This is a genomic window from Polaribacter cellanae (assembly GCF_017569185.1).
Lineage (GTDB): Bacteria > Bacteroidota > Bacteroidia > Flavobacteriales > Flavobacteriaceae > Polaribacter > Polaribacter cellanae.
In genome coordinates, this window is sequence record NZ_CP071869.1 from 3,423,400 (window position 1) to 3,447,874 (window position 24,475).

Genomic DNA, 24,475 nt, shown 5'->3' on the forward strand with positions numbered 1-24,475 from the left:
ACAATTACACATTTTTATAATGTATCAAATACTTTTGCGATACGTTGTGTAATTTCTTCGATAGAACCTACACCATTAATTCCATAATATTTATTTTGAGCTTCGAAATAATCTTTTAGAATCGCCGTTTTTGTGTTGTATTCGTTAAAACGATTTCTAATTTTAGTTTCATCAGTATCATCTGTTCTTCCACTTGTTTTTCCTCTTTCTAACAAACGCTCTACCAATAAATCTTCTGGTACTTCTAAAGCAACCATTCCATTTATTTGTTCTCCTTTATCGGCTAAAAAAGCGTCTAGAGCTTCTGCTTGCGATTGTGTTCTTGGAAAACCATCAAAAATAAAACCATTGGCATCTGCATTTTTTTCTACTTCTGCTTTCAGCATATTTATGGTAACTTCATCTGGTACTAAATCGCCTTCATCCATATATTTTTTGGCTAGTAAACCTAATTCTGTTTCATTTTTAATATTAAAACGGAATACATCTCCAGTAGAAATATGTACCAAATTGTACATGTCTTTTAAAAATGTTGCTTGTGTTCCTTTTCCTGCTCCTGGAGGGCCAAATAATACGATGTTTTTCATTTTTGGTGTTGTTGATAGTTGATATATTTCTGAATAATTTCTTCCTAAACCATTGTAGTCTAATCCATAACCTACAATAAATTTATCTTCAATACTTTTTCCAATATAATTTATAGGTAGCTCTTTTCTAAAAACGTCTGGTTTAAAGAATAAAGAAGCCACTTTTAATTGTTTTACATTTTTATTTCTAAAGATATTGTAAATTTCTTGGAGTGTTGTTCCAGTATCTATAATATCTTCTAAAATGATAACTGTTCTTCCTGTTAAATCTTCATTAATACCTACTAATTGTTTTACATTTTCGGTAGAAGAAGTTCCTTGGTAAGAAGCTAATTTTACAAAAGAGACTTCGCAATTTCCTTCAAATTCTCTAATAAAATCTGCCGCAAATAAAAAGCATCCATTTAAAATTCCCACAAAAATAGGAACTTCATCTTTAGGAAGGTCTCTTTTTACTTTATTTGCTAAATATTTTACGATACTTTTAATTTCGTTTTCAGAAATAAATGGTTTAAAATATAAATCGTGAAGTTTTATTATACTCATAGGATGCAAATATAATTGCTATTGATTAAATAGAAAAACCGTTTTCTTTTTAAAACTAAAACAAGTTTAGCCTAAAGAAAACGGTTTTTATTTATTTTAATTAGAATTATTTGTTTTTTTGTTCTTTTTTAGCGGTATCGTATACAATTGGAGTTGCAATAAATAATGATGAATAGGTACCTACAACTACACCAACGATTAATGCAAACATGAAACCTTTAATAGAATCTCCACCAAAGAAAAAGATGGCCAACATTACTAATAATGTGGTTAAAGAGGTGTTTATGGTTCTTCCTAGTGTAGAGCTTAGTGCTTTGTCTACAATATCATGGTATTTCCAACTTGTATGTGTTCCTGTAAATTCTCTAATTCTATCAAATACAATTACAGTATCGTTTAAAGAGTAACCGACGACTGTTAAGATTGCTGCGATAAAAGATTGCCCAATTTCCATGTCGAATGGCATAAAGCTGTATGTTAAAGAAAAGACACCTAATACAATTAATACATCGTGAAAAACAGCAACTACTGCTCCAATAGAGAAAGCAATTTTTCTAAAACGTAATAAAATGTATAGGAAAACTACTAATAACGAACCAAGTACAGCATATAAAGCAGAGGTTTTAATATCGTCTGCAATGGTTGGTGCAACTTTAATATAACTTAAAACTCCCATTTGAGCTTCACTTTTTTCAAAGCCAGGTTTAAAGTTTTCGTAAGAAGTGTTTCCTAAATAAGGTTTTAAACCTTTATATAAAGTATTTTCAACTTCTTCATCTACCTCAGTACCTTCTTCGTCTATTCTGTAGGCTGTTGTTATTTTTAATTTATTACTAGATCCATAAGTTTTAACTTCTGGAGCTGATCCAAAAACATCTTTTAATGAAGATGCTACTTCTGTTGCGTTCATATCTTTATCGAAACGAACTTCGTAAGAACGCCCTCCTTTAAAGTCAACTCCTTGTTTTAAACCAAGTGTAAAAATTGAAATAAGACCAGCAATAATTACGGCTCCAGAAATAAAATAAGCAATTTTACGTTTTCTTAAAAACTTAACATCTATACGTTGGAACCATCCTTTAGAAATAGATGTGTTAAAGGTTAATTTAGAATTTCTATCTAAAGCACCATCGATTAACAAGCGGGTAATAAATACGGCTGTAAATAAAGAGGTAGCAATACCTATCATTAAGGTTAATGCGAAACCTTTAATAGGTCCTGTACCGAAAACATATAAAATAACTCCTGTTAATAAAGTGGTAATATTTGCATCGATAATTGCAGAAAGTGCTCCTTTAATAGAAAAACCTTCAGATACAGATTGTTTGAGTCCTTTTTTGAAGTTTAAACCTTCTTTTATCCTCTCAAAAATAATTACATTGGCATCTACAGACATACCAATTGTTAAAATAATACCAGCAATACCAGGTAACGTTAAAACGGCACTAAAGGACGATAAAATTCCAAATATGAATAAAATATTTACAATTAATGCAATATCTGCATAAATTCCAGCTTTTCCATAGTATAGAATCATCCAAATAAATACTAAGAAAATAGCCAGACCAAAAGAAAGAAAACTAGCGTCTATTGCTTCTTGCCCTAAAGACGGACCTACAACTTCTATTTGTACGATACTTGCTTTGGCAGGTAATTTCCCTGCTTTTAAAGCAATAGCAATATCTTTAGCTTCTTCCACAGTCATAGTTCCACCAGAAATTTGAGTTCTACCTCCTTCGATAGTTTGGTTTACGGATGGTGCCGAGTACACATAGTTATCTAAAACAACAGCAATAAAATTCCCTACATTATCTGCAGTCATTTTTGCCCATTGCTTAGTTCCTGAGCTATTCATAGTCATGCTTACTTCTGGTTTGTTTAATTGATCAAAAACCTGCGCAGCATCTAAAATAACATCACCTTCAATTGTAGGTCTGTCGTTTCTATTTGATTTTACAGCATATAAAGATATGAATTCTTCTACCTCAAAATCATCATCAGCATTTTCTGGCTTTTCAGTTTTTATAGATTTGTAATCCCATAAAAACTTTACGTATCTTAATTCGTTGGGCAATAAATTTCTAACTTCTTTGTTTCTTAATAAACTATTTACTCTTGCTGTATCTGCCACTCGTGCTTGTGCAACAACAGAGCTTATTTGATTTTGAGACTGTGCAACTCTAGGAAATAAATAAGTAAATAGGTTTTTTTGAACTTTTGTTGAATCTACTGTTTCTCCTAAAAGATCGTCTATATCGTCTTTTTTAACTGAATCTTTTACTTTTTCAACTTCAGTATCGTCTTTTAATAGTTCAGCAACTTTAGCATTTGCAGCAAAGAAAAAGTTTTGTACTTCTGCATTTGTGTATACTTCCCAAAACTGTAATTCAGCTTTACTTGTAATTAATTTTGTAACTCGCTCAATGTCTTTAGCACCTGGTAATTCAATTTGAATTCTACCTGAGGTTCCAATTCTTTGGATATTAGGAGAAGATACCCCAAATTTATCAATTCTACTTCTTAATACTTCAAAAGCAGTATTAATAGAACCACTAATTTGTTCTTCTAAGGTTTCTTTAACAGTTGCATTTGCTTCATTAAAAGATATTTTACTGCTTAAAGCTTTTGTTCCAAAAATAGTAGGATCGCTTAATTTTGTATCTCCAGCGATTTTTTCGAATTCTTCGAAAAACAGATTCAAGTAAGTATCATTACTACTTTTTAGTCTCGCATCTGCATTTTTTAAAGCAGTGTTAAATGCTTCGTTGCTAGAGTCGTTTGATAAACTTTTTAAAATTTCTTTTACAGAGACTTGCAAAATAGCGTTTACACCACCTTTTAAATCTAGACCAAGGTTCATTTCCTTGTCTCTAACATCGTCGTAAGTATATTTTGCAATACCTAAATCGATAACATCTTTGTTGGCAACACTGTCTAAATATCTGTTTTCGAAAGTTGCTTTTAGTCTTGCATTATCTGGTGCTTTTTTTTCAGCATATACTTTTGCATTATCTTCTACTTTGTTGGCTAGAAATGTAAACGATAATTGGTATAAACTCACTAATCCAAAAAGAATAGCGAATAATTTAATGAGTCCTTTGTTTTGCATTTTATATTTATTTAGTCAAATTTTTTAAAAAACGTGCAAATATATGCCTTCTCGTAAAATTTAACAATTATTTTAATGGTTTGTTTTTTTTTGATGTAATTGATTTACATCCATTTAAATAGTTTTAGAAAAATGTAAAATTTACATTTTAAATGAAGTAATTTTTGGGCCAGCCCTAACTTCTGGTTCTTTGTAAGAAGTATAATCCTTAATATACAGGTTGTTTTTGTTCGCTTTATAAGCAGTTCTAAAAAGCTTATTTTCTTTGCTTTCTATTGTTTTAGATAATCCTAAACTATTATTTGTGATAAACCTATCTGAACGATGTTCGATTTCAAATATAATTTTGTTATTTAACTTAGAGACATCTACCTTGCTTGTTAATTCGTAAACATCAATATTATAAAGAGAAGATTCTTTTTCTTCTTTTTTGTCTTCGGAATTTTTATTTAGAACTAATTGGTGCTTTTTTGAAAGGGCTTTTTTAATAGCATCAACATTTACAACACTATAATAAGAAATTTTTAAGATCCCTTTTTTTGTTTTGTGAATAACGATGTTTGTAACACCAATTTCTACCAATTTTTCTTGAACTTCGTTTATGGTGTTTTCGATACTATTGTTATGTGAAGAAGTGTCTTTGAATTCAAGAACAATTTCTTGATTAGGTTCGTAAACCTGTTCTTGGAATACTCCAAAACAGATAAACAACAAAAGAAAAGTACCAATGTACCATTTAGAATTCATGCCCCAAATATATAAAAAAAGATGGGTTTTAGCCTCTTGAAATTGGAATCTTAATCAACTTAAAAATTCGAATTTTAAATATCTTAAATTAAATAATAGTTGAGTTTTAAAATTGACTATATTTATGCCTCTTAATCAAAAAAAATATGGCGCATTTATCGGATATTGAAATTGCACAAGCGAAAAAACTCCAACATATTAAAGAAATTGCAAAAAAAATAAATGTTGTTGAAGATGATTTGGAAATGTATGGAAAGTACAAAGCAAAACTCCCTTTGTCTTTAATTGATGATGACAAAATAACTAAAAACAATTTAGTTTTAGTAACTGCATTAACGCCAACTCCTGCAGGAGAAGGAAAAACAACAGTTTCCATTGGTTTAACTGAAGGGTTAAATAAAATAGGAAAACAAGCAACTGTGGTTTTAAGAGAACCTTCTTTAGGGCCTGTTTTTGGAATAAAAGGTGGAGCTGCAGGTGGAGGATATTCGCAAGTTGTGCCAATGGAAGATATTAATTTACATTTTACAGGTGATTTTAACGCAGTTGAAAAAGCAAATAATTTATTATCTGCTTTGATCGACAATAATATTCAGAGCAAATCAAACAATCTAAATATAGACCCAAGAACCGTGTTTTGGAAACGCGTAATTGATATGAACGATCGTGCGTTGCGTGATATTACAATCGGTTTAGGAGGAACTGCAAATGGCGTTCCAAGGCAAGATGGTTTTAATATTACTCCAGCTTCCGAAGTAATGGCGATTCTTTGTATGGCATCTGATATCGAGAATTTAAAAAAACGTTTGGGAGATATTTTTATTGGTTTTACCTATAAAAATGAACCTATTTTTGCACGAGATTTAAAAGCAGAAAACGCAATGGCAATTTTGTTGAAAGATGCAATTAAGCCAAATTTAGTACAAACTTTGGAAGAAAATCCTGCAATTATTCATGGAGGACCTTTTGCAAATATTGCACAAGGAACCAATACCATTATTGCTACAAAAATGGGACTTTCCTTATCTAATTACGTAGTTACAGAAGCAGGTTTTGGAGCAGACTTAGGTGCAGAAAAATTCTTGAATATAAAGTCTCAATTTGCAAAACTAAATCCTAAATGTGTGGTTTTAGTGGCTACAATTAGAGCTTTACGTCATCATGGAGGAGCAAAAAAAGATGAATATAATACACCAGATTTAGAAAAAGTAACAGCAGGTTTTAGCAATCTTGAAAAACATATCGAAAATATTCGAAAATTTAATATTGAGCCAGTTGTGGCAATTAATTCTTTCGTTTCAGATTCTAAAGAAGAGGTAGATTTTGTGATTGAAAAATGTGCAAGTTTAGGAGTGCAAGCTGTTTTGTCTGAAGGTTGGGCAAATGGAGGTGAAGGAACTAAAAAAATAGCAGAAGCTGTTGTAGATGTTGTTGAAAATAAAGCCACACAATATAAACCCTTGTACGATTGGAAAAGCCCTGTAAAAGATAAAATTTCAATAATTGCCAAAGAAATCTATGGAGCTAAAGAAGTAGTGTATGATAAAAAAGCGATTTTAAATTTAAGAAGAATTGATCGACTTGGGTTTAATGATTTTGCAATTTGTATGGCAAAAACACAAAAATCTTTTTCAGATGACGAGCGTTTAATAGGAAGACCCACTGGTTTTACAGTTACAGTTCGTGAAATTGAAATTGCAGCTGGCGCACAATTTTTAATTCCTATTTTGGGAAAAATGATGCGAATGCCAGGTTTACCAGCAATTCCTGCATCAGAAAATATGAGTATTGATAATAATGGAGTTATTTCTGGATTGTCTTAAAATTTATCAGACCTCACAGGTTTTAAAAACCTCGTATGTTTGTGTTTGATTAAATTGAAGAATAAAAATACATAAAGTTCATTGAAAAAAGGATAAAAATGTTTTGTTTTGATACTTAAACAAACAAAGAACTAGGTAAGTGCAAGAAACAAACCTTGATAATGCATTTGCATATATCGTCTTTCAGAATATCCTCTTACCTAGCTTTCTTTCTTTAGAACCTGAACAGTATTTTAGGAATAATTTCAATAATTATATCCAGTATTATTACGAGGTTAGGCTGTGGGAAGAATTCTTTGTAAATCTAACAAAATGGACAAAGTAATTAAACAAGTAGTAGGCATTGATGTTTCTTGTAAGAAATTTGATGTATGTTTTCAAGAGCAAACACAAACAGGAAGTTTAAGTATTAAAGGCACACGTAGTTTTAGTAATGATCTAAAAGGCTTTAAAGACTATTTAATATGGTTTTCTAAACGTAAAAAGGAAGTTTATTTAGTTCATATTATGGAGGCTACAGGTGTTTATCATGAGAATTTATGTTATTTCTTATTTGAACAGCAAGAAAAAGTAAGTGTACAATTAGCACAAAAGATAAAATATTTTGGAAAAAGTTTACATCAAAAAACAAAAACAGATAAAGCTGATGCTAAATTAATCGCTCTTTTTGGGTTTTCATTTTCAGTAGCATTATGGGAACCAATTAGTGAACATTTTCAAGCCATAAAAGACTTGTGTAGAATGTTATCACAATTAAAAAAATCTAAATCTGCAACACAATCTCAATTGCATGCGTTTGAGAGTAAACACGGTGTTTTGGAAGAAGTGCTTACAATTATGAATAAGCTATTGGTTCAGCAAGAAGATAGTATAAATGAGTGTGAAAAAGAAATAAAATTATGGGTCTCAAAAGACAAAGATTTAGAAGAAAAAATTAATAGAATAACAGCAATTAAAGGCATTCAAATGCTTACTGTTGTTAAATTATTAGCAGAAACAGATGGTTTTAGAAAATGTAGTAGTATTCGTAAATTAGTCAGTTATGCTGGTTTAGATGTTGTAGAAAATCAATCTGGAACTAAATCAGGGCGAACTAGAATTTCAAAAAAAGGGAACTCGCATATAAGAGAAGCGTTGTATATGCCAGCACTTTGTGCTTGTAGATTTGATCAGAGAATGAAAACTTTCTATAAAAGATTAAATGAAAAACAAAATACTAAAAAACAAGGAGTTATTGCTGTGATGAGAAAACTATTAATTGTAATTTATACCTTATGGAAAAATGAGCAACAGTATAATCCAGAATATCAATGGAAATAAAAAAGGGCGAAATGAATCGCCCACAGGATAATCATAAAATTGATTTCCTAAATGAAATATAAAAATAGAAAATTAATATAAATAAATTAGGATTTTAACACAGTATCTGTGAGGTCTTCATACATTACTCATTTTTTAAAATAAGCGTAATACTTATTCTGTGAGGTCTTCATACATTACTCATTTTTTAAAATAAGCGTAATACTTATTCTTATTTCGGAATAAGAAACTTCTTCATTTAGTTTTTCGTAAATCGGTTTTAATTCTATTTTTCGACCGAATTCATTAAAAGCAATACGTACTTTGTCTATGGTTTCTTTACTAATAAATTGTTCTAAATCAACTTTTTTTCCTTCGGAATATAATTGAGATAAATGCGAGAAAATAGTAGTAATCGATACATCTCTTTCTTCTGCAATTTCTTTGGGAGTTAATCCTTCTTTATATAAATTGAATGTTTTTAATGTGGTAGGTGTTTTTCTAGGTTTTGCAACATTTTTAAATTTTCGAATAACGCTCATAAACTCATCTCCATACTTTTCCATTTTGTTCGTTCCTACTCCAGAAATGGCTAAAAATTCGTTTTCGGTTGTTGGAAGTTCGCTTGCCATTAATTTTAAGGTTTTATCACTAAAAACAATGTAGGCAGGCATTTTTTCTTCTTTAGAAATAGTATATCTTAATTTTTTGAGTTCCGTAAATAAGTCTTTATTTGTTTCGCCTTCAATTACAGTTTTTGCTGTTTTTTTAATTTTCTTTTTATCATCTATACTTATTGGTGTTGTTAATCGGACTGTTTTCTCTCCTTTTAAAACTTTCCAACCAATAGGTGTTATTTTTAAGGCGGAACTTTCTGCATACATGATTTCTATGAAACCTTGGTTTGCCATTTGAATGATGTAATCTCGCCAATTAAAAAAAGAAATATCTTTTCCTACTCCGTATGTTTTTAGGTTGAAATATTGTTTCTCATGAACGTCTGCATTGTTACTTCCTCTTAAGACGTTAATTAACATTGTAATTCCGTCTTTTTCTCCCATTCTTGCAATTCCAGAAAGTGCTTTTTGAGTGATAATAGTGCCATCAAAATCTTTGGGTGGATTTGCACAAACATCGCAATTACCACAATTTTCTGTAAGATGTTCTCCAAAATAAGACAATAATATTTTTCTTCTACACGATTTTGCTTCTGCAAATTGTAACATTCTATTCAGCTTTTCTTTCTGCATTGCTGAATTTGCACCATCTTCTGCAAACTGACTATACAAAACAAAATCTCTCATATTATAATACAAAAGAGTTTCTGATGGCAAACCATCTCTTCCAGCTCTTCCTATTTCTTGATAATAACCTTCGAGGTTTTTTGGTAAATTATAATGAATTACAAAACGAACATTCGATTTGTCGATTCCCATTCCAAAAGCAATTGTGGCAACAATTATTTTGGTGTCATCATTTATAAAATCGGTTTGTGTTTTTTCTCTTTCTTCATTACTCATTCCTGCGTGATAAAAAGCAACAGAATGGCCAATTTCTTTTAAATGATTAGCAACTTCTTCAGTATTTTTTCGACTTAAACAATAAATAATTCCACTTTCGTTTTTTCTTCGATTTATAAAGCTTACAATTTCTTGTAATTTTTTTCTTTTTTGAACTTGCCCACGAACTTCGATACTTAGGTTCTTTCTATCAAAGGAAGAAATAAATAATTTGGAATTTTGCAAACCTAATTGTTCTTCGATATCTTTTCTGGCAGATTTATCGGCAGTGGCAGTTAATGCCATAAAAGGCACATTTGGAAGTGAATTTCTAAATACTTTTAATTGTGTATATTCTGGTCTAAAATCATGACCCCACATACTTACACAATGCGCTTCATCAATAGCAACCAATTTTATATTTAGTTGTTTTAGCCAAGTATTACTCACAGATATTAATTTTTCGGGCGATAAATACAAGAGTTGCAAGTCGCCATTTATGGCTTTTGTAATAACTTCGTTTTCTTCTTGTACAGAAATGGAGCTGTTGAAAAAATCGGCTTTTATTCCGTTTGCTTTTAATGCTTGTACTTGGTCTTTCATTAAAGAAATCAAAGGGGAAACCACCACTGTAATTCCATCGAAAAGTAATGCAGGAATCTGAAAACACATCGATTTTCCACCCCCAGTAGGCATTAGAATGAAACTGTCTTTTCCTTCTATAGTTCTGTTGATAATTTCTTCCTGCAAAGGACGAAAGTTATCGTAACCGAAAATATTTTTTAAAAGAGTATGAGTTTGATTTTTCAATTTATGGACAATTTAACTACAAACATAAAGATTGAATCTTAAAATTACTCAAATATTTATAAAAACACGAACAAAAAAAATCCAACTCCTTCAAAATTTTGAAAGCGTTGGATTTATGCTGTTTACTAATATCTAAAAACTAAATATTAGTTATTATTATAACTCTAACAATCCATTTGTTTTAGAAACACCTGCTGCAGATTCTTGTAAATGTGCTTTTTCTGCATCAGATAAATTAATTTCTACAATGCTTTCAATACCGTCTTTTCCTAAAACAACAGGAACTCCAATACATAAATCATTCAAACCAAATTCACCACTTAATAAAGTAGAACAAGGAAATATTTTTTTAGTATCGCAAGCAATTGCTTGTACCATTCCAGATACTGCTGCACCAGGAGCATACCAAGCAGAAGTTCCTAACAAACCAGTTAATGTAGCTCCACCAACTTTAGTGTCAGCAGCTACTTTTTCTAATCTTTCTTTGGAAATAAATTCTGAAACTGGTACAGAATTACGTGTTGCCAATCTTGTTAAAGGAACCATTCCTTTATCTGAATGACCACCAATTACCATTCCATCAACATCCGAAATAGGTGCACCTAAAGCTTCTGCCAATCTATATTTAAAACGAGCAGAATCCAATGCTCCACCCATTCCAATAATTCTACTTTTTGGTAAACCTGTAGTTTTATGAACTAAATATGTCATAGTATCCATAGGATTAGAAACTACGATTATAATTGTATTTGGAGAATGTTCTATTAAGTTAGAAGAAACTGTTTTTACAATACCTGCGTTAATTCCAATTAACTCTTCACGAGTCATACCTGGCTTTCTTGGAATCCCAGAAGTAATTACACAAATGTTAGAATCTGCAGTTTTAGAATAATCGTTTGTACTTCCGGTAATCTTCGTATCAAAACCGTTTAAAGAAGCAGTTTGCATTAAGTCCATCGCTTTTCCTTCAGCATAGCCTTCTTTAATATCTAATAAAACAACTTCTGCAGCAAAATCTTTAATAGCAATATACTCTGCACAACTTGCACCTACTGCACCTGCACCAACAACTGTAACTTTCATATTTTTTAATTTTAATTTATGTTGAATAATCGACTGCTAAAATACGATTTTTAAGGAATGTTTTAGTTAATTTAAAGCAAAAAAAAGGTTGCCTAAATAGTTAGTTTAAATGTTATTTTCGACTGTAATGGAGCAATCGTAATTTACAAACTGTTAATTGTATATATTTTTCGACTCCGCTTTTAAAAAAACAGGTAACTTAATTTTTTATGCTTTTTATCTGAAGCTAAATGCAATACCTAAATTTGCTGTGTTGTATTTTTGTAAAGTATAAGAGCCATAAATTTTAAAAAACCCCAAACTTAGTCTAGCTCCAAGTGTAGTTGTAAAACCGCTAGTGTCATAGTCTAAATTTAATGGGTCGTTTAAAGTTCTCGTAAAATTATTAATACCATCACTATATTGTAGTTTATACTCTCCTCCTAAACGTAATGTGGAAGAACCTGAAATATACCCAACACCACCATATAAATTAATAATTGGAAAATTTAAAGATGCTAAAGCTTGAAAAGTATAAGAATTTAATTTTAATTCAGCTAAACCATTTGAAATATTAATATCATTTCCATTAGGGTCTTTAATGTTGTGGGCAACAGTCATATTGGTAAAAGCTCCCAACAAAGAAATATGAAGAGGGGTTTTATCCATTGGGCCAAACCAATCTGTAATTTCTTTTTTTAGCCCTAAACCAAATAAATTAGCTTTAGTTTCGCTACCACCAACCTTAGGAACAAATCTAAGTGTTGCTTCGAATTTAGCTGGAAGCCCAAGGCTTAGTTGAACTGCAGGTGTAGGAATACTATTAAAAGGTAGCTCATCTCCAAAACCGTCAGGCATTGTAAAATTTCTTCTTAATTCAGGATGAACACCTCCATTAATATTGGGGTCTGAATTAGCTGGTATAGTTACCTCAAACGCATTAACTTCAGCTAAACCTTTGCTAAGGATAGTTGGAGAGGTAGAAGGATTTTTAGTTATTTTATTAGAAAGTTTTAAAGAATTGATGTCAAAATTATTTTGATTATCACCTGCGAAAGAAAAATTACCTCCAATTGAAATATCGAAACCAAAAGGCTTGTGAACCTTAGCAGTATGATACCAGCTATTACTCATTCCAAATATTAATCCTTCTGCAACAGGTGTTAAGTATCCTTTTGTAAGTTTGTTAGCGTCAGAGAGATCAGCAAATAAGATGTTTTCTAAACCTTCTTGTGCATTTGAATTAAAGACTAAGGTAAATACACCTATAAAAATTAAAATAGATTTTTTCATTTGTAAGTAAGTTTGGTTAATATTTTTTAATTGACTAGAGGTATTTATAGCGAATATATAAAATTATACTAATAAATATAAGGTTTGCTGCTTCTTAAACTTAAAAATAAGGAAAAATACCTAATTGTAGGTAGAAAAAAACCTTCAATAATATATTGAAGGTTTTTAGTGTTTTAGATATTTGTAAAAGATGAATTACACATCGATATTTGCATATTTTGCGTTTCTTTCAATAAAATCTCTTCTTGGTGGAACATCGTCTCCCATAAGCATAGAAAAAACTCTATCAGCTTCTGTTTGGTTGTCTATAACTACTTTACGTAAGGTTCTAAATTCAGGATTCATGGTTGTGTCCCAAAGTTGTTCTGCGTTCATCTCTCCAAGACCTTTATATCTTTGGATTGCTACAGAACCGCCCATTTGTTGTGCAATTAAATCACGCTGGTTGTCATCCCATGCATATTCTTTTTTCTGACCTTTTTTTACTAAATATAAAGGTGGTGTTGCAATGTAAATATACCCTTGTTCTACCATTTCTCTCATATATCTAAAGAAGAACGTTAATATTAAGGTAGCAATATGCGAACCATCAACATCGGCATCACACATAATTACTACTTTGTGGTATCTTATTTTAGATAAGTTTAAGGCTCTTGGGTCTTCTTCTGTTCCTATAGAAACACCTAAAGCCGTAAACATATTTTTTATTTCTTCGTTTTCGAAAACTTTGTGTTGCATCGCTTTTTCAACATTTAAAATTTTTCCACGAAGTGGTAAAATTGCTTGAAAATTACGATCACGACCTTGTTTTGCGGTTCCACCTGCAGAATCTCCCTCAACCAAGAATATTTCACACTGTGCTGGGTCTGTTTCGGAACAGTCAGATAATTTTCCAGGCAAACCACCAATAGACATTACCGTTTTACGTTGCACCATTTCTCTGGCTTTACGTGCTGCATGTCTTGCAGTTGCTGCTAAAATTACTTTTTGAACAATTGTTTTTGCATCATTCGGGTTTTCCTCTAAATAATCCGTTAACATTTCTGAAACTGCCTGCGATACAGCAGAAGTAACTTCTCTGTTACCTAATTTTGTTTTGGTTTGCCCTTCAAATTGTGGTTCTTGCACTTTTACAGAAACAATTGCAGTTAAACCTTCACGAAAATCGTCTCCAGCAATTTCGAATTTTACGTTTTTCAATAAACCAGATTCGTCTGCATATTTTTTTAACGTACTTGTTAAACCACGTCTAAAACCAGATAAATGTGTACCACCTTCGTGTGTATTAATATTGTTTACATAAGAATGTAAATTCTCTGCATAAGAAGTGTTGTAAACCATGGCAACTTCTACAGGAATTCCATTTTTCTCACCTTCCATAGCAATTACAGAACCAATTAATTGCTCACGTGTAGAATCTAAATATTTAATAAATTCTGGCAAACCTTCATCAGAATGAAACGTTTCTGAAATAAAGTTTCCTTCATCATCTGTTCTTCTTTTATCTGTTAACGTAATTGTAATTCCTTTGTTTAAGAAAGACAACTCACGCATACGAGTTGCTAAGGTTTCGTAATTATATTCCGTAGTTTGTGTGAAGATAGATTTGTCGGGTAAAAAAGTAACAATGGTACCCGTAAAATCTGTTTCTCCTATTGTTTTAACAGGGTATAAGGTTTTACCTTTTTCGTATTCTTGTTGCCAAATTTTTCCCTCTATATGAACGGTTGCTGTTAAATGGTCCGATAATGCGTTTACACAACTTACACCAACACCATGCAAACCCCCAGAAACTTTATAAGAATCTTTGTCGAATTTACCACCAGCACCAATTTTAGTCATTACTACTTGTAAAGCAGAAACACCTTCTTTTTTGTGAATTCCCACAGGAATTCCACGACCATTATCTTTGGTTGTAATAGAATTGTCTTCGTTAATAATAACATCAATTGCATCACAATAACCGCCCATTGCTTCATCAATAGAGTTGTCTACAACTTCATATACTAAATGATGTAAACCACGCACGCCAACGTCTCCAATATACATAGATGGGCGCATTCTTACGTGTTCCATTCCTTCTAATGCCTGAATACTGGATGCATCATATTCTTTCTTTTTGTCTTCGCTCATTATAAAAGTGATTTTTTTATTTTAAGGTTGATAAAACTCGTCTTGAAAAACGAATTTTGTATACTCAAATTTACGATTTTCAAGCTATTTTTCAAATGTTTTAAGCGTTTTAGTTCTAAAATTATCAACATTTGTTAAAAACGAAAAAGTGTCTTAAATCGCTTAAAAATGATTTTATTTTTGATTTTTGAATTTTTTTATTGATCTTTTAAATTGTAAAAATATAAAATGGCTTAAATCTTTAATTTTTGGGATTGTGAATTTTGAAAATGTAGCATTTTTGGAATGACAATAATACTTCTTTGAAATTTCTGTAAAACGAAATGAAGATTTTTTTAGTATTTTTTTTGCTTTTAAATTCAATAGCAATGGTTTTTTACCCATTGTAAATATGTTTTCAATAATGTTAGTTTTAGCCGAACTGTTTTCAAGGGTGCTTTTTTTTTGGCTAAAGCCATCTATGCAATGCATTAATAACATCCAGCTAAAGCTGGATGCAATTGATAGGGTTTCCTTGAAAAGAATATTTTATTCTTGTTGTTTCAAAAAAGAGTTGGAAAAACACATTTGTTTTTGAACAAAAAATAGATTAAATTTAAAATATGGAAACGTATACTGAGAAACAAGATTGGTGGAATACCATTTCTGATGCTGAAAAAGAATCAATAGAATTAGGTATTTCTGATGCTGATAAAGGAAAATTAAAACCACATTCTAAAGCAAGAAAAATATATGAAAAGTGGTTATAAAATTCTTTGGACAGAACACGCTCTAAAAGAATTAGCTGACACCTATGAATATTTAGAATTACATTTTTCAGAACGAGAACTTAACAAACTTTCTATTGAACTTGATAGAACCCTAAAGTTAATTTCACATAATCCTTACTTATTTCCACCTTCCGAATTTAAAGAAACTGAAGAACTGTCGTTAAAAAAATTAATACAATTTACTATAGTGAGCGTAATAATTGTGTTGAAATTCTTTCCTTTTTTTCAAACCGACAAAATCCGAATAAGAGAAAAGTATAAGATTATTTGCGCTTTTATTGCATTTAATTTCTAAATTATCCAATTGATAAAAAGCAATGAGCCTTTAGTATTTTTGTTTCAAAGATATAATTGCAGATTAAAAAAATGATAATTTTTTAAAAATTCAATAGCAATGGGTTTTAACCCATTGTAAATATGTTTTGAAGAATGTTGGCTTTAGCCGAACAGTTTTTAAATATATTTTTTTTTGGCTAAGCAATGCTTTAATAATATTTAGCTAAAGCTGGGTGCTATTAATAAAATTCACTTTAAAAATCGTGTTACGCTTGTTGTTTAAAAGAGAAAATAAAAAAATATGTTTAGGGTTTATAAGGTAAATAATGGTTTTACGCTAATTTTTGTTATTTTTAAAATGTAAATCTTAAAACTATTATTATGGGAAATGGAAAAAGTGATGCACACAACCAAGGTCAAAAAGACAGAGCTGAAGGAAAAAAGTACAACAATCGTAGTTCATTTTTAGATTATTTAGATCCATCAAACGAAAGGTTGAAAAATACAGATGAAAGATCGAAAGCTTATCGAAAAGGGTGGAATAATAAATAAATATAATTCTAAATAGAAGCAAATAAAAATCCCTCAATTGAGGGATTTATTATTTTGTAAAATGTTAAATTTGGCTGTACTTCTTTAATGCTTCATAAATTTTTTGTTACCAATAGTACCATCTGTTGTTTGGAACTTTAATAGGTAAAAACCATTTGTAAATGCAGACATATCTAAATGTTTCGTATTTAATGCAGTAGTAATAAGTCTTCCTCCAACATCGTACACTGTAATGTTTTCTATTTCGCTACCAGCAGGAACTTCTATGGTAATATTGCCAGAAGTTGGGTTTGGGTAAATTTTTGTTTCTTTCGATAAAAAGTTATCTGTAACCGATAAAGAGGTTGTTGTATTTAAATACAACTGCGCCTTGTAGTTACCCCAACTGGCACTTGAGTCAGTTGTTCTACCCAATAGAATAACATCGTCTTTTCCATCGCTGTTCATGTCGGTTACAATTATTTTACCATTATTAAAACCTCTACCAAAATCTGTAATAGTAGACTCAGAATCAAAGGGATTGTGTTCCCATTTTTGAAATTTACCATCGACTATTTTAAATGGAACAAGATCATATCTATACCCATTCCAATTTTTTCCCATTGTAATAAGACTTTCTTTATATCCGTCAGCATCAGTATCTATTAACTTAATTCTCATGGAGTCACCACACGGTATTATTTGATGCTGAGAAAAATTACCGTTTCCATCATTCAAATAAACCAAAATAAGTCTTGGATTATTTGAAAATGTTGTCACGATGCCAGCTGCAATCCAATCTAAATATCCATCCCTATTAATATCATAATAGACACTAACTCCATCTTCTAATGTAGGCAATCCAACATCAGAAACAATATATGTCCCATCTGATTGAAGTTCAAATTTATGATTAAAACTATTACCATTTTTTGTTCCATGAACGTTCGGTATTAATTTACCTGTATTCATAAGATCAATAACATGTGCGCCGCCACTTACTCCACCAGAACCATCAAAAACCTCAACCAAATCACCTGGATTTTGTGGATCATTTTTTACAATTTTTGTTTTATAAATGTTTTCTTCGTGCATCAGACCAGAGAAAATAAGACCATCTCCATTTGAATGAGGAATGACAGCAATAGCACTTTTAATTACACCATCTAACTCTTGTGAAAGTTTTAAAGAATCTTTTTTGTACCTATATACATAAGTACGAGAGGCGTTAAATTTATCCACCCCAGTATTTGCAAAATCAGGATATCCATCATTATCAAGATTCATGAAGGTCGCAGAACCAAAAGTCAGAAACCTTAAATTATCTGTTGTCCTTTTAATAAAAGTGTTATTTTTTTTCTCAAAAATATATGTAAATGTTTCTAAGGTTCCTAGTTCAAATACACCTTTCGTACTTGACATAAACAACCATTCACGAACTTGTTTGGTATTTGGGTCTGTGAAAGATGTTGTTGCAATATTTAATCTATCTCCACCAGTTAAATCACCGATATGAGATTGGTTGTCTTTGTTGTCTAGGACAAAAGACTGTGCTTGTGCTACTCCTGAAACTATCAAGAGAAGCAGCAAATAAATTATTTTTTTCATGATATTTAATTTTTGTAGCGCTATTGGTTTGGTTAACTGCTAAATAGTGCCAATTTCAAAAATAGTTTTTTTGAAAAACTTAACCAACTTATTGTCTTTATTTTTGTTAAAATTTTATAAAATGTGGTTTTTCTTTTTATATAGTATTTTTTATTTCTTGTTCTGTTTACTTTTTTTTTGAAGTAACGAACTCGCGTTAGGGATTGCAGTGGAAATCCTTTTGCCTTTTTTTAGGCAAAAGATTGTAGTCTTTCGACAGCGCTCAAGATAAATTCCAAGCCCGACCTTGGTCCTGAACGTCTTCAGGATAAAGGAACGCCCAAATAATTATTAGAAACTTTTTAATGTAATTAATGCGATAATTTATGAAATTAATAATTATACTTCGAATTTTTGATGATACTATAATGACTGCATAAAATCGTAAAAAAGAGGTTTTTGAACCATTTATTCTACATATATTTGCTCGCATAAGAATAGATTCTAAAATATACTGAAATAAATTCAGCATAAAAATTCATCATAAATGACAAATAATAATAACAATCGTAATTTCAATACTCCTAATTTATAGGACAGGAAGGTTGTTGTTTAAAAATATATAAAGCCTTCCGATTTGGAAGGCTTTTTCTTGTCTTGAACTTTTATGTTGAACTGGTTTCAGTATGTTTCAGGATTTTAATTAAAAATTTAAAGAAATGAGTAAAATAATGACTGTCGACATTTTGTCGAGTATTAAAGGGGCAGAACCATCGGAATCTGTGAAAAAATTATTTGACGTAATTAAAAATGCGAATCAGAATAATAATGCTAATAATACTGTCAAAAATAATGTGGTTTCTTTAAATGATTTAAGAGAAGATGTGGTAATTGAAAGCTCAAAAATCGAGAAAGAAATTATAAAAGAAAACTTTCCAAGAGAGAAAAACGGATTTTTAGTGGTTGCTAAAGTGATAGAAGATTAATATGGAGTCGCAGATAAAAAAGCTACATCAACAATTGGTGTCTAAAGAAATTTCGTGTACAGATTTGGTGCAAGAAAAATTAAATTTATTAAAACAAAATACACATAATACTGTCAATTCTTTGTTGGATTCTATGGCTTTGGAATTGGCTTCTAAAGTAGATACAAAAATTGCAAATGGTGAAGAAATCGGTCTTTTAGAAGGAATTCCATTCGGAATTAAAGATGTGTATATGGTTCAAGGAACATACACAACTGCAAGTTCGGATTTGTTAAAAAACTACAAATCTTCCTATACAGCAACTTCCATTCAGAAATTATTAGATGCTGGTGCCATTCCTTTAGTAAAAGAAAATTGCGATAGTTTTGGACATGGTTCTTCTTCTGAAAACACCATTTTTGGTGCTGTAAAAAACGCAACAAATCCCGATTTAGTTGGTGGTGGTTCTTCTGGAGGTTCTGCTGTAAATGTTGCAAAAGATTTTACAACATTTTCAATTGGTGGAGATACTGGAGGTTCCATTCGTCAGCCAGCAGGTTACAATAAAGTATATGGTTTAAAACCAACTTACGGACGAATTTCTCGTTACGGATTAATGGCATACGCATCTTCTACAGATTGTGTTGGGCCGATTGCAAAATCTATTGAAGACATTAGAATTGTATTAAATATAATGAGTGGAAAAGATGTTCGAGACCAAACTACTTTTTCTTCGGAAGAAATTTTGGAAGATACTGTCTCAAACTCATCAACAATAAAAACAATTGGTTACTTTAAAAATTTTATTGAAAGTGAAGCAATTTCACCAGAAATAAAGCAAGATTTTTTAGCAACTATTGATAAAATAAAAGCCAAAGGAATTGAAGTAAAAGAATTAGATTTCTTTAATGCGGATATTTTAGTTTCAACTTATTATACGTTGGCAATGGCAGAAACAGCTTCAAATTTATCGCGTTTAGATGGTACAAATTACGGAGCAAGAATTGAAGGTGAGAATTTAAAAGATACCTATTCAATTACACGTTCAGAAAATTTTTCTGAAGAATCTAAAAGAAGAATTGTTGGTGGAAATCAAGTTTTATCGCAAGGTTTTTCTGATGAAATTTACTTAAAAGCACAAAATTTAAGAAACCAAATTTCAGCAAGATTTAGTGACGATTTTAATGAAGTTGATATTATTTTATCTCCAGTAACTCCTGCTAATCCGCCTAAAATTGGCGAGAGCTTAAATGATCCTTTAGCGATGTATTTATCTGATGCTTATACAGTTGGATTTAGTTTGGGAGAATTACCAACATTAACAATACCTAAAGGAACAGAAACAGGTTTACAAATTACAGCAGATAAGAAAAAAGATGTACAAGCCTTACAATTTGCGAACTTCTTAAACGATATTTTATAATGGAATTAGATCAAATACAAGATGCTTTAAAAGCTCACGATTTAGAATTAATTATCGGTTTAGAAACGCACGTTCGTTTAAATACGAACTCAAAATTATTTTGTTCTTGCCCCAATGAAGAAACTGAAATTCCGAATACAAATATTTGTTCGGTTTGTACAGGACAAATAGGAGTTTTGCCAGCAATTAACAAAGAAGCAGTTACAAAGGCGATTGTTTTTGGTAAGGCAGTTCGCTCTTCCTTTAAAAACGAGATTATCTCGTGGGATAGAAAACATTACGAATATCCCGATAATCCGAAAAACATACAAATTACACAATTTCACAATCCTGTAATTCCGGATGGCGAAGTTTCTTGTTATAGAAATGATGGGTCGCAATTTACAGTGAATTTAACGCAGGTTCATATTGAAGAAGATGCCGCAAAATTGATGCATGAAAAGAAAATTTCGTTAGTCGATTTTAACAAAGCTGGAGTTCCTTTAATTGAAATTGTTACAGAACCTTGTATCAGAAATATTGAAGATGCTTCTACGTATGCACAATATATTCAGCGAATTGTTCAAAATTTAGGGATTTCTGAAGCAAATTTAGAAAAAGGGGAGTTCAAATCGGATGTTTCTGTGTCACTTCGAAAAAAACATACCTATAATTTAAACCCAAGAACGGAAATCAAAAACCTGAATTCTTTCAAGTTTATGGTGGATGCTTTAAAGGAAGAAATTGAAAAACAACTAAATTATTATACAGAACATAAAGAATTCAGGCCAGACCAAACTACGGTTTTGTGGGATGCAGATTTAAAGCAAACCAAAACAATGCGTAAAAAGGAATTTGAAGCAGATTATCGTTTTATTTCTGAACCAGACATTCCTTTTGTATCAATAAAAGATGTTGTAAATTCTATAAAAATTGATGCAAGTGCTTTGCCTCATGCAGTAGAATCTATCTTAATAAAAGGTGGAGTTTTACCACAAGATGCCAAATTTTTTACTGCAGATGCCATTCGTTCTAAAACATTTATGACCATAAATAATGCGATTCAAGACCCGTCTTTTGTGGCAAAAACGTTGGTAAATAATCTGGGAGCAGAAGAATATGAAAATATTCACGACATCAATCATTTAATTGAAATTTTTGAACTTTTTAAGGCCGATAAAATCACGTCTGTTTTAGTTCAAAACGGAATTACATCCTATTTAAAAGACAGAACTTTTGACTTTAAAAAGTATTTTGATGACAATACAATTTCTGAAGCTCAAATTTTTGAAGCTATCGAAAAAGTAATTTCAGAAAACGAAGCAATTGCTAAAGATATTAAAGCAGGAAACCAAGGAAAAGCAGGAATTCTTGTTGGAAAAGTAATCGCAATTATTGGAAAAGGAGCTTCTGGAAAAGTGATTCGTACTGGAATACTGGACCAACTTGCTGGAGAAAAAGCTGGAAGTGGTAAGATGGAAGTTGGAAGTGATAAATCTGAAGGTGGAAGTGGGAAGTTAGAAACTGGAAGTGAATCTAAATTTGAAAAAGAAGAGAAATTACCAGAAATACCTATTGTTATAAAAGAAGAATACAGAACACATAAAATATCTCAATTATCTGAAGAATCTATAACAGAAAAAGTAACATTATCTGGTTGGGTTTCGAGTGTAAGAGATCATGGAGAATTAATGTTTATCGATTTAAGAGATTCAAGCAATCAGGTTTTTCAAGTGCGTTTGAGTAGAGAGTCTTTCCCTAATTTAGATGAATTGGTGAGGCTGAAACCAGAATCAGTAATTTCTGTGACTGGGGTTGTCGTTCAAAGAAATGAAGACGATTACAATGCAGGTTTAAGAACAGGTAAATTAGAATTAGAAACTTCTGATTTAGAAATTTTAAACCTTTCTAAAACACTTCCTTTCGAAATAAAAAGAGCAACAAAAAGTAACGAAAAAGTTCGTTTTCAATATAAATTTTTAGATCACAGAAATGATGAGGTTCGTAGAGCCATTGTAAATCGTCATAAAGTAATAAAATTATTACGTGATATTTTAGATGAAGAAGAGTTTTTAGAAATTGAAACGCCTATTTTAACTGCAGGAACAGATGAAGGTGCAAGAGAATTTATTGTGCCAACAAGAAAACAATCTGGTTCTTTTTACACGTTACCACAAGCACCTCAGCAATTTAAGCAAATGTTAATGGTGGGTGGATTTGAAAAATATTTTCAAATTGCGCGTTGTTTTAGAGATGAAGATTCACGTGGAGACAGACAACCAGAATTTACACAATTAGATATCGAAATAGCGTACGCAAGTATGCAACAAATCATAGATTTAAACACCAAAATGTTTAATGAAGTGGTGCGTAAAATTTATGGTAAAAAATGGATTTTACATCCTTTTGAAGTTATTACGTACAAAGACGCCATGGATAAATATGGTTGTGATAGACCCGATTTACGTTATGGTTTGCAAATGCAAGACATTACAGATATTGTAAAAGATACTACTTTTCAGGTTTTTAGCAAACCAATTGAAGAAGGTGGAATTGTAAAATGTATTAAGGTTTCTGCGAAAGAACAAGGAAACAAAAGAATGTCTAAAGGTCAGATTGAAAATTTGACAGCCATTGCACAACAAAATGGTTTAGGTGGTTTGGCTTACATTATTGTAAATGAAAACGATTTACAATCGCCAATTATTAAGTTTTTAGGCGAAGAAATTGCAGAAAATATTATAAAAGTTACCGATGCAAAAGTTGGTGACATTGTATTTTTCTCTGCATCAGATTATGCAACTGCAAACAAAGCGTTAGATGCTGTTCGTCAAGAAATGGGACGTATTTTAAAGTTAATAAACCCAAAAGAATTAAAACCAGCTTGGGTGGTAGATTTTCCAATGTTTGAAAAAACAGATGAAGGAAGATGGACGTTTACCCACAATCCGTTTTCGATGCCAGCAGTATATGATTTAGAAAAACACATGATTGGAGAAGGAGAAGAAATCGGAACAATAATCGCACAACAATACGATTTAATTTTAAATGGTTACGAAATTGGTGGAGGTTCCGTTCGTGCGCACAAAGCAGAAATTTTAGAAGCAACCTATAAAAATATGGGTTATACTAAAGAAGAAATGCTAAAAAGTGTAGGAACCATGTACAAAGCATTCCAATATGGAGCGCCACCACATGGAGGAATTGCTTGGGGAATAGATCGTTTAATGATGATTTTAGAGAAAAAAGCGTCTATTAGAGAAGTGATGGCGTTTCCTAAAACAGGTTCTTCTGAAGATTTGTTATTTAATGCACCTTCTATTTTATCTAACAAAAAGGTAGAAGAAATGAATGTGAAGATTATTAAGAAGTAAAGTTTAACCGCAAAGTTTATTATTAATACTTTGAGACCTCTGCATTTTTTTTGGGAATTTCTGTGATTGAAAACTATAGCATTTGTATAACACACTGTTATTTTATATATTTACTTAAAATTACTGGATTATGAAAACTCAAACAGCCTTTAGAATCGATAAAACATTGTTAGAAATGATAAAGGAAAAAGCAAAAAGTTCTAACAGAAGTTTAAATAACTATATAGAATACTTGTTATATAAAGATGTTGGCAATATTCCTAATGAAACTACAATTGAGGCTTTAGAAGAAGTGAATAGTAATAAAGAGTTACCCTCAATTACAGACCTGAAAGCTTATAAAGAAGAATTATTAAAGTCTAAAAGTTAATGTATTCTTTAAAAGAATCTACACAATTCAAAAAAGATTTAAAAAAGTTAGTAAAGAAAAGTAAATTCGATTTAGAATTAACTTTTGATGTTTTAGAGATTTTACAAATTAGTGGCGTAAAAGGAATTCCTTCAGAAATGAAACCTCATAAACTAAAAGGAAACTATAAAAATAATTGGGAATGTCATATAAAACCAGATTTATTAATCATTTGGTTTGAAATTGAAGAAAATTTTACAATTAAGTTGGTTAGAATCGGTTCACATTCAGAGCTTTTCAAATAAAGGTTAAA

At 31.0% G+C, this 24,475-nt stretch carries 18 protein-coding genes; 9 read left to right on the plus strand and 9 right to left on the minus strand.

The genetic code is table 11. From position 1 onward, the window contains the following. Positions 1 to 14: 14 nt before the first annotated feature. The 3 genes from J3359_RS15315 to J3359_RS15325 form a co-directional block, all read right to left on the minus strand. The gene (locus J3359_RS15315; RefSeq protein WP_208077846.1) at positions 15 to 1,133 is read right to left on the minus strand and encodes an adenylate kinase; all 1,119 of its coding nucleotides are present in this window, start codon (positions 1,131 to 1,133) and stop codon (positions 15 to 17) included. 106 nt (positions 1,134 to 1,239) lie between these two features. Further along, positions 1,240 to 4,242 (minus strand): protein translocase subunit SecDF, encoded by a 3,003-nt coding sequence (secDF, locus tag J3359_RS15320; RefSeq protein ID WP_208077848.1) that lies wholly within the window; start codon positions 4,240 to 4,242, stop codon positions 1,240 to 1,242. Between the two features lie 141 nt (positions 4,243 to 4,383). Beyond that, the gene (locus tag J3359_RS15325) at positions 4,384 to 4,989 is read right to left on the minus strand and encodes a hypothetical protein (protein ID WP_208077850.1); all 606 of its coding nucleotides are present in this window, start codon (positions 4,987 to 4,989) and stop codon (positions 4,384 to 4,386) included. 146 nt (positions 4,990 to 5,135) lie between these two features. On the opposite strand from J3359_RS15325, the gene J3359_RS15330 reads away from it, so the two are divergent. Then, positions 5,136 to 6,812 carry a formate--tetrahydrofolate ligase gene (locus tag J3359_RS15330; protein WP_208077852.1) on the plus strand — a complete coding sequence of 559 codons (1,677 nt, stop codon included), beginning with the start codon at positions 5,136 to 5,138 and terminating at the stop codon, positions 6,810 to 6,812. 312 nt (positions 6,813 to 7,124) lie between these two features. Further along, complete coding sequence (locus J3359_RS15335) at positions 7,125 to 8,132, plus strand: IS110 family RNA-guided transposase (RefSeq protein ID WP_208077854.1); 1,008 nt, start codon at positions 7,125 to 7,127, stop codon at positions 8,130 to 8,132. A gap of 176 nt (positions 8,133 to 8,308) precedes the next feature. On the opposite strand, the gene recQ is transcribed toward J3359_RS15335, so the two are convergent. The 5 genes from recQ to J3359_RS15360 form a co-directional block, all read right to left on the minus strand. After that, positions 8,309 to 10,420 (minus strand): DNA helicase RecQ, encoded by a 2,112-nt coding sequence (gene recQ / locus J3359_RS15340; protein WP_208077856.1) that lies wholly within the window; start codon positions 10,418 to 10,420, stop codon positions 8,309 to 8,311. Positions 10,421 to 10,576: 156 nt separating this feature from the next. Next, positions 10,577 to 11,503: a malate dehydrogenase gene (mdh, locus tag J3359_RS15345; protein ID WP_208077858.1), complete on the minus strand. Its 927-nt coding sequence runs from the start codon at positions 11,501 to 11,503 to the stop codon at positions 10,577 to 10,579. Between the two features lie 216 nt (positions 11,504 to 11,719). Continuing rightward, positions 11,720 to 12,775, minus strand: a complete 1,056-nt coding sequence (locus tag J3359_RS15350) for a DUF6588 family protein (RefSeq protein WP_208077860.1) — start codon at positions 12,773 to 12,775, stop codon at positions 11,720 to 11,722. A gap of 195 nt (positions 12,776 to 12,970) precedes the next feature. Next, entirely contained in the window at positions 12,971 to 14,908 is a 1,938-nt protein-coding gene (gene gyrB / locus J3359_RS15355; protein ID WP_208077862.1) for a DNA topoisomerase (ATP-hydrolyzing) subunit B, read from the minus strand. 174 nt (positions 14,909 to 15,082) lie between these two features. Continuing rightward, positions 15,083 to 15,388: a hypothetical protein gene (locus J3359_RS15360; protein ID WP_208077864.1), complete on the minus strand. Its 306-nt coding sequence runs from the start codon at positions 15,386 to 15,388 to the stop codon at positions 15,083 to 15,085. 122 nt (positions 15,389 to 15,510) lie between these two features. Here J3359_RS15360 and J3359_RS15365 point away from each other — a divergent pair, with 122 nt between their 5' ends. After that, positions 15,511 to 15,657 (plus strand): hypothetical protein, encoded by a 147-nt coding sequence (locus tag J3359_RS15365; RefSeq protein ID WP_208077866.1) that lies wholly within the window; start codon positions 15,511 to 15,513, stop codon positions 15,655 to 15,657. Positions 15,658 to 16,335: 678 nt separating this feature from the next. Then, positions 16,336 to 16,506, plus strand: a complete 171-nt coding sequence (locus J3359_RS15370; protein ID WP_208077868.1) for a hypothetical protein — start codon at positions 16,336 to 16,338, stop codon at positions 16,504 to 16,506. 84 nt (positions 16,507 to 16,590) lie between these two features. On the opposite strand, the gene J3359_RS15375 is transcribed toward J3359_RS15370, so the two are convergent. Next, the gene (locus J3359_RS15375; protein WP_208077870.1) at positions 16,591 to 18,075 is read right to left on the minus strand and encodes a T9SS type A sorting domain-containing protein; all 1,485 of its coding nucleotides are present in this window, start codon (positions 18,073 to 18,075) and stop codon (positions 16,591 to 16,593) included. Between the two features lie 716 nt (positions 18,076 to 18,791). Here J3359_RS15375 and J3359_RS15380 point away from each other — a divergent pair. The 5 genes from J3359_RS15380 (at position 18,792) to J3359_RS15400 (ending at position 24,467) form a co-directional block, all read left to right on the plus strand. Beyond that, entirely contained in the window at positions 18,792 to 19,058 is a 267-nt protein-coding gene (locus tag J3359_RS15380; RefSeq protein ID WP_208077872.1) for a hypothetical protein, read from the plus strand. A 1-nt stretch (position 19,059) separates the two neighbouring features. After that, positions 19,060 to 20,460 (plus strand): amidase family protein, encoded by a 1,401-nt coding sequence (locus tag J3359_RS15385; RefSeq protein WP_208077874.1) that lies wholly within the window; start codon positions 19,060 to 19,062, stop codon positions 20,458 to 20,460. Beyond that, a complete protein-coding gene (gatB/aspS, locus tag J3359_RS15390) occupies positions 20,460 to 23,813 on the plus strand; it encodes a bifunctional amidotransferase subunit GatB/aspartate--tRNA ligase AspS (protein WP_208077876.1) in 3,354 nt (1,117 codons plus the stop codon). Before J3359_RS15385 ends, gatB/aspS begins: the two co-directional genes overlap by 1 nt. 130 nt (positions 23,814 to 23,943) lie before the next feature. Then, on the plus strand, positions 23,944 to 24,183 hold the full coding sequence (locus tag J3359_RS15395) for a hypothetical protein (RefSeq protein ID WP_243765938.1): 240 nt from the start codon (positions 23,944 to 23,946) through the stop codon (positions 24,181 to 24,183). After that, a complete protein-coding gene (locus J3359_RS15400) occupies positions 24,183 to 24,467 on the plus strand; it encodes a type II toxin-antitoxin system YafQ family toxin (protein ID WP_208077877.1) in 285 nt (94 codons plus the stop codon). The genes J3359_RS15395 and J3359_RS15400 overlap by 1 nt, the downstream gene beginning before the upstream one ends. Positions 24,468 to 24,475: the final 8 nt, after the last annotated feature.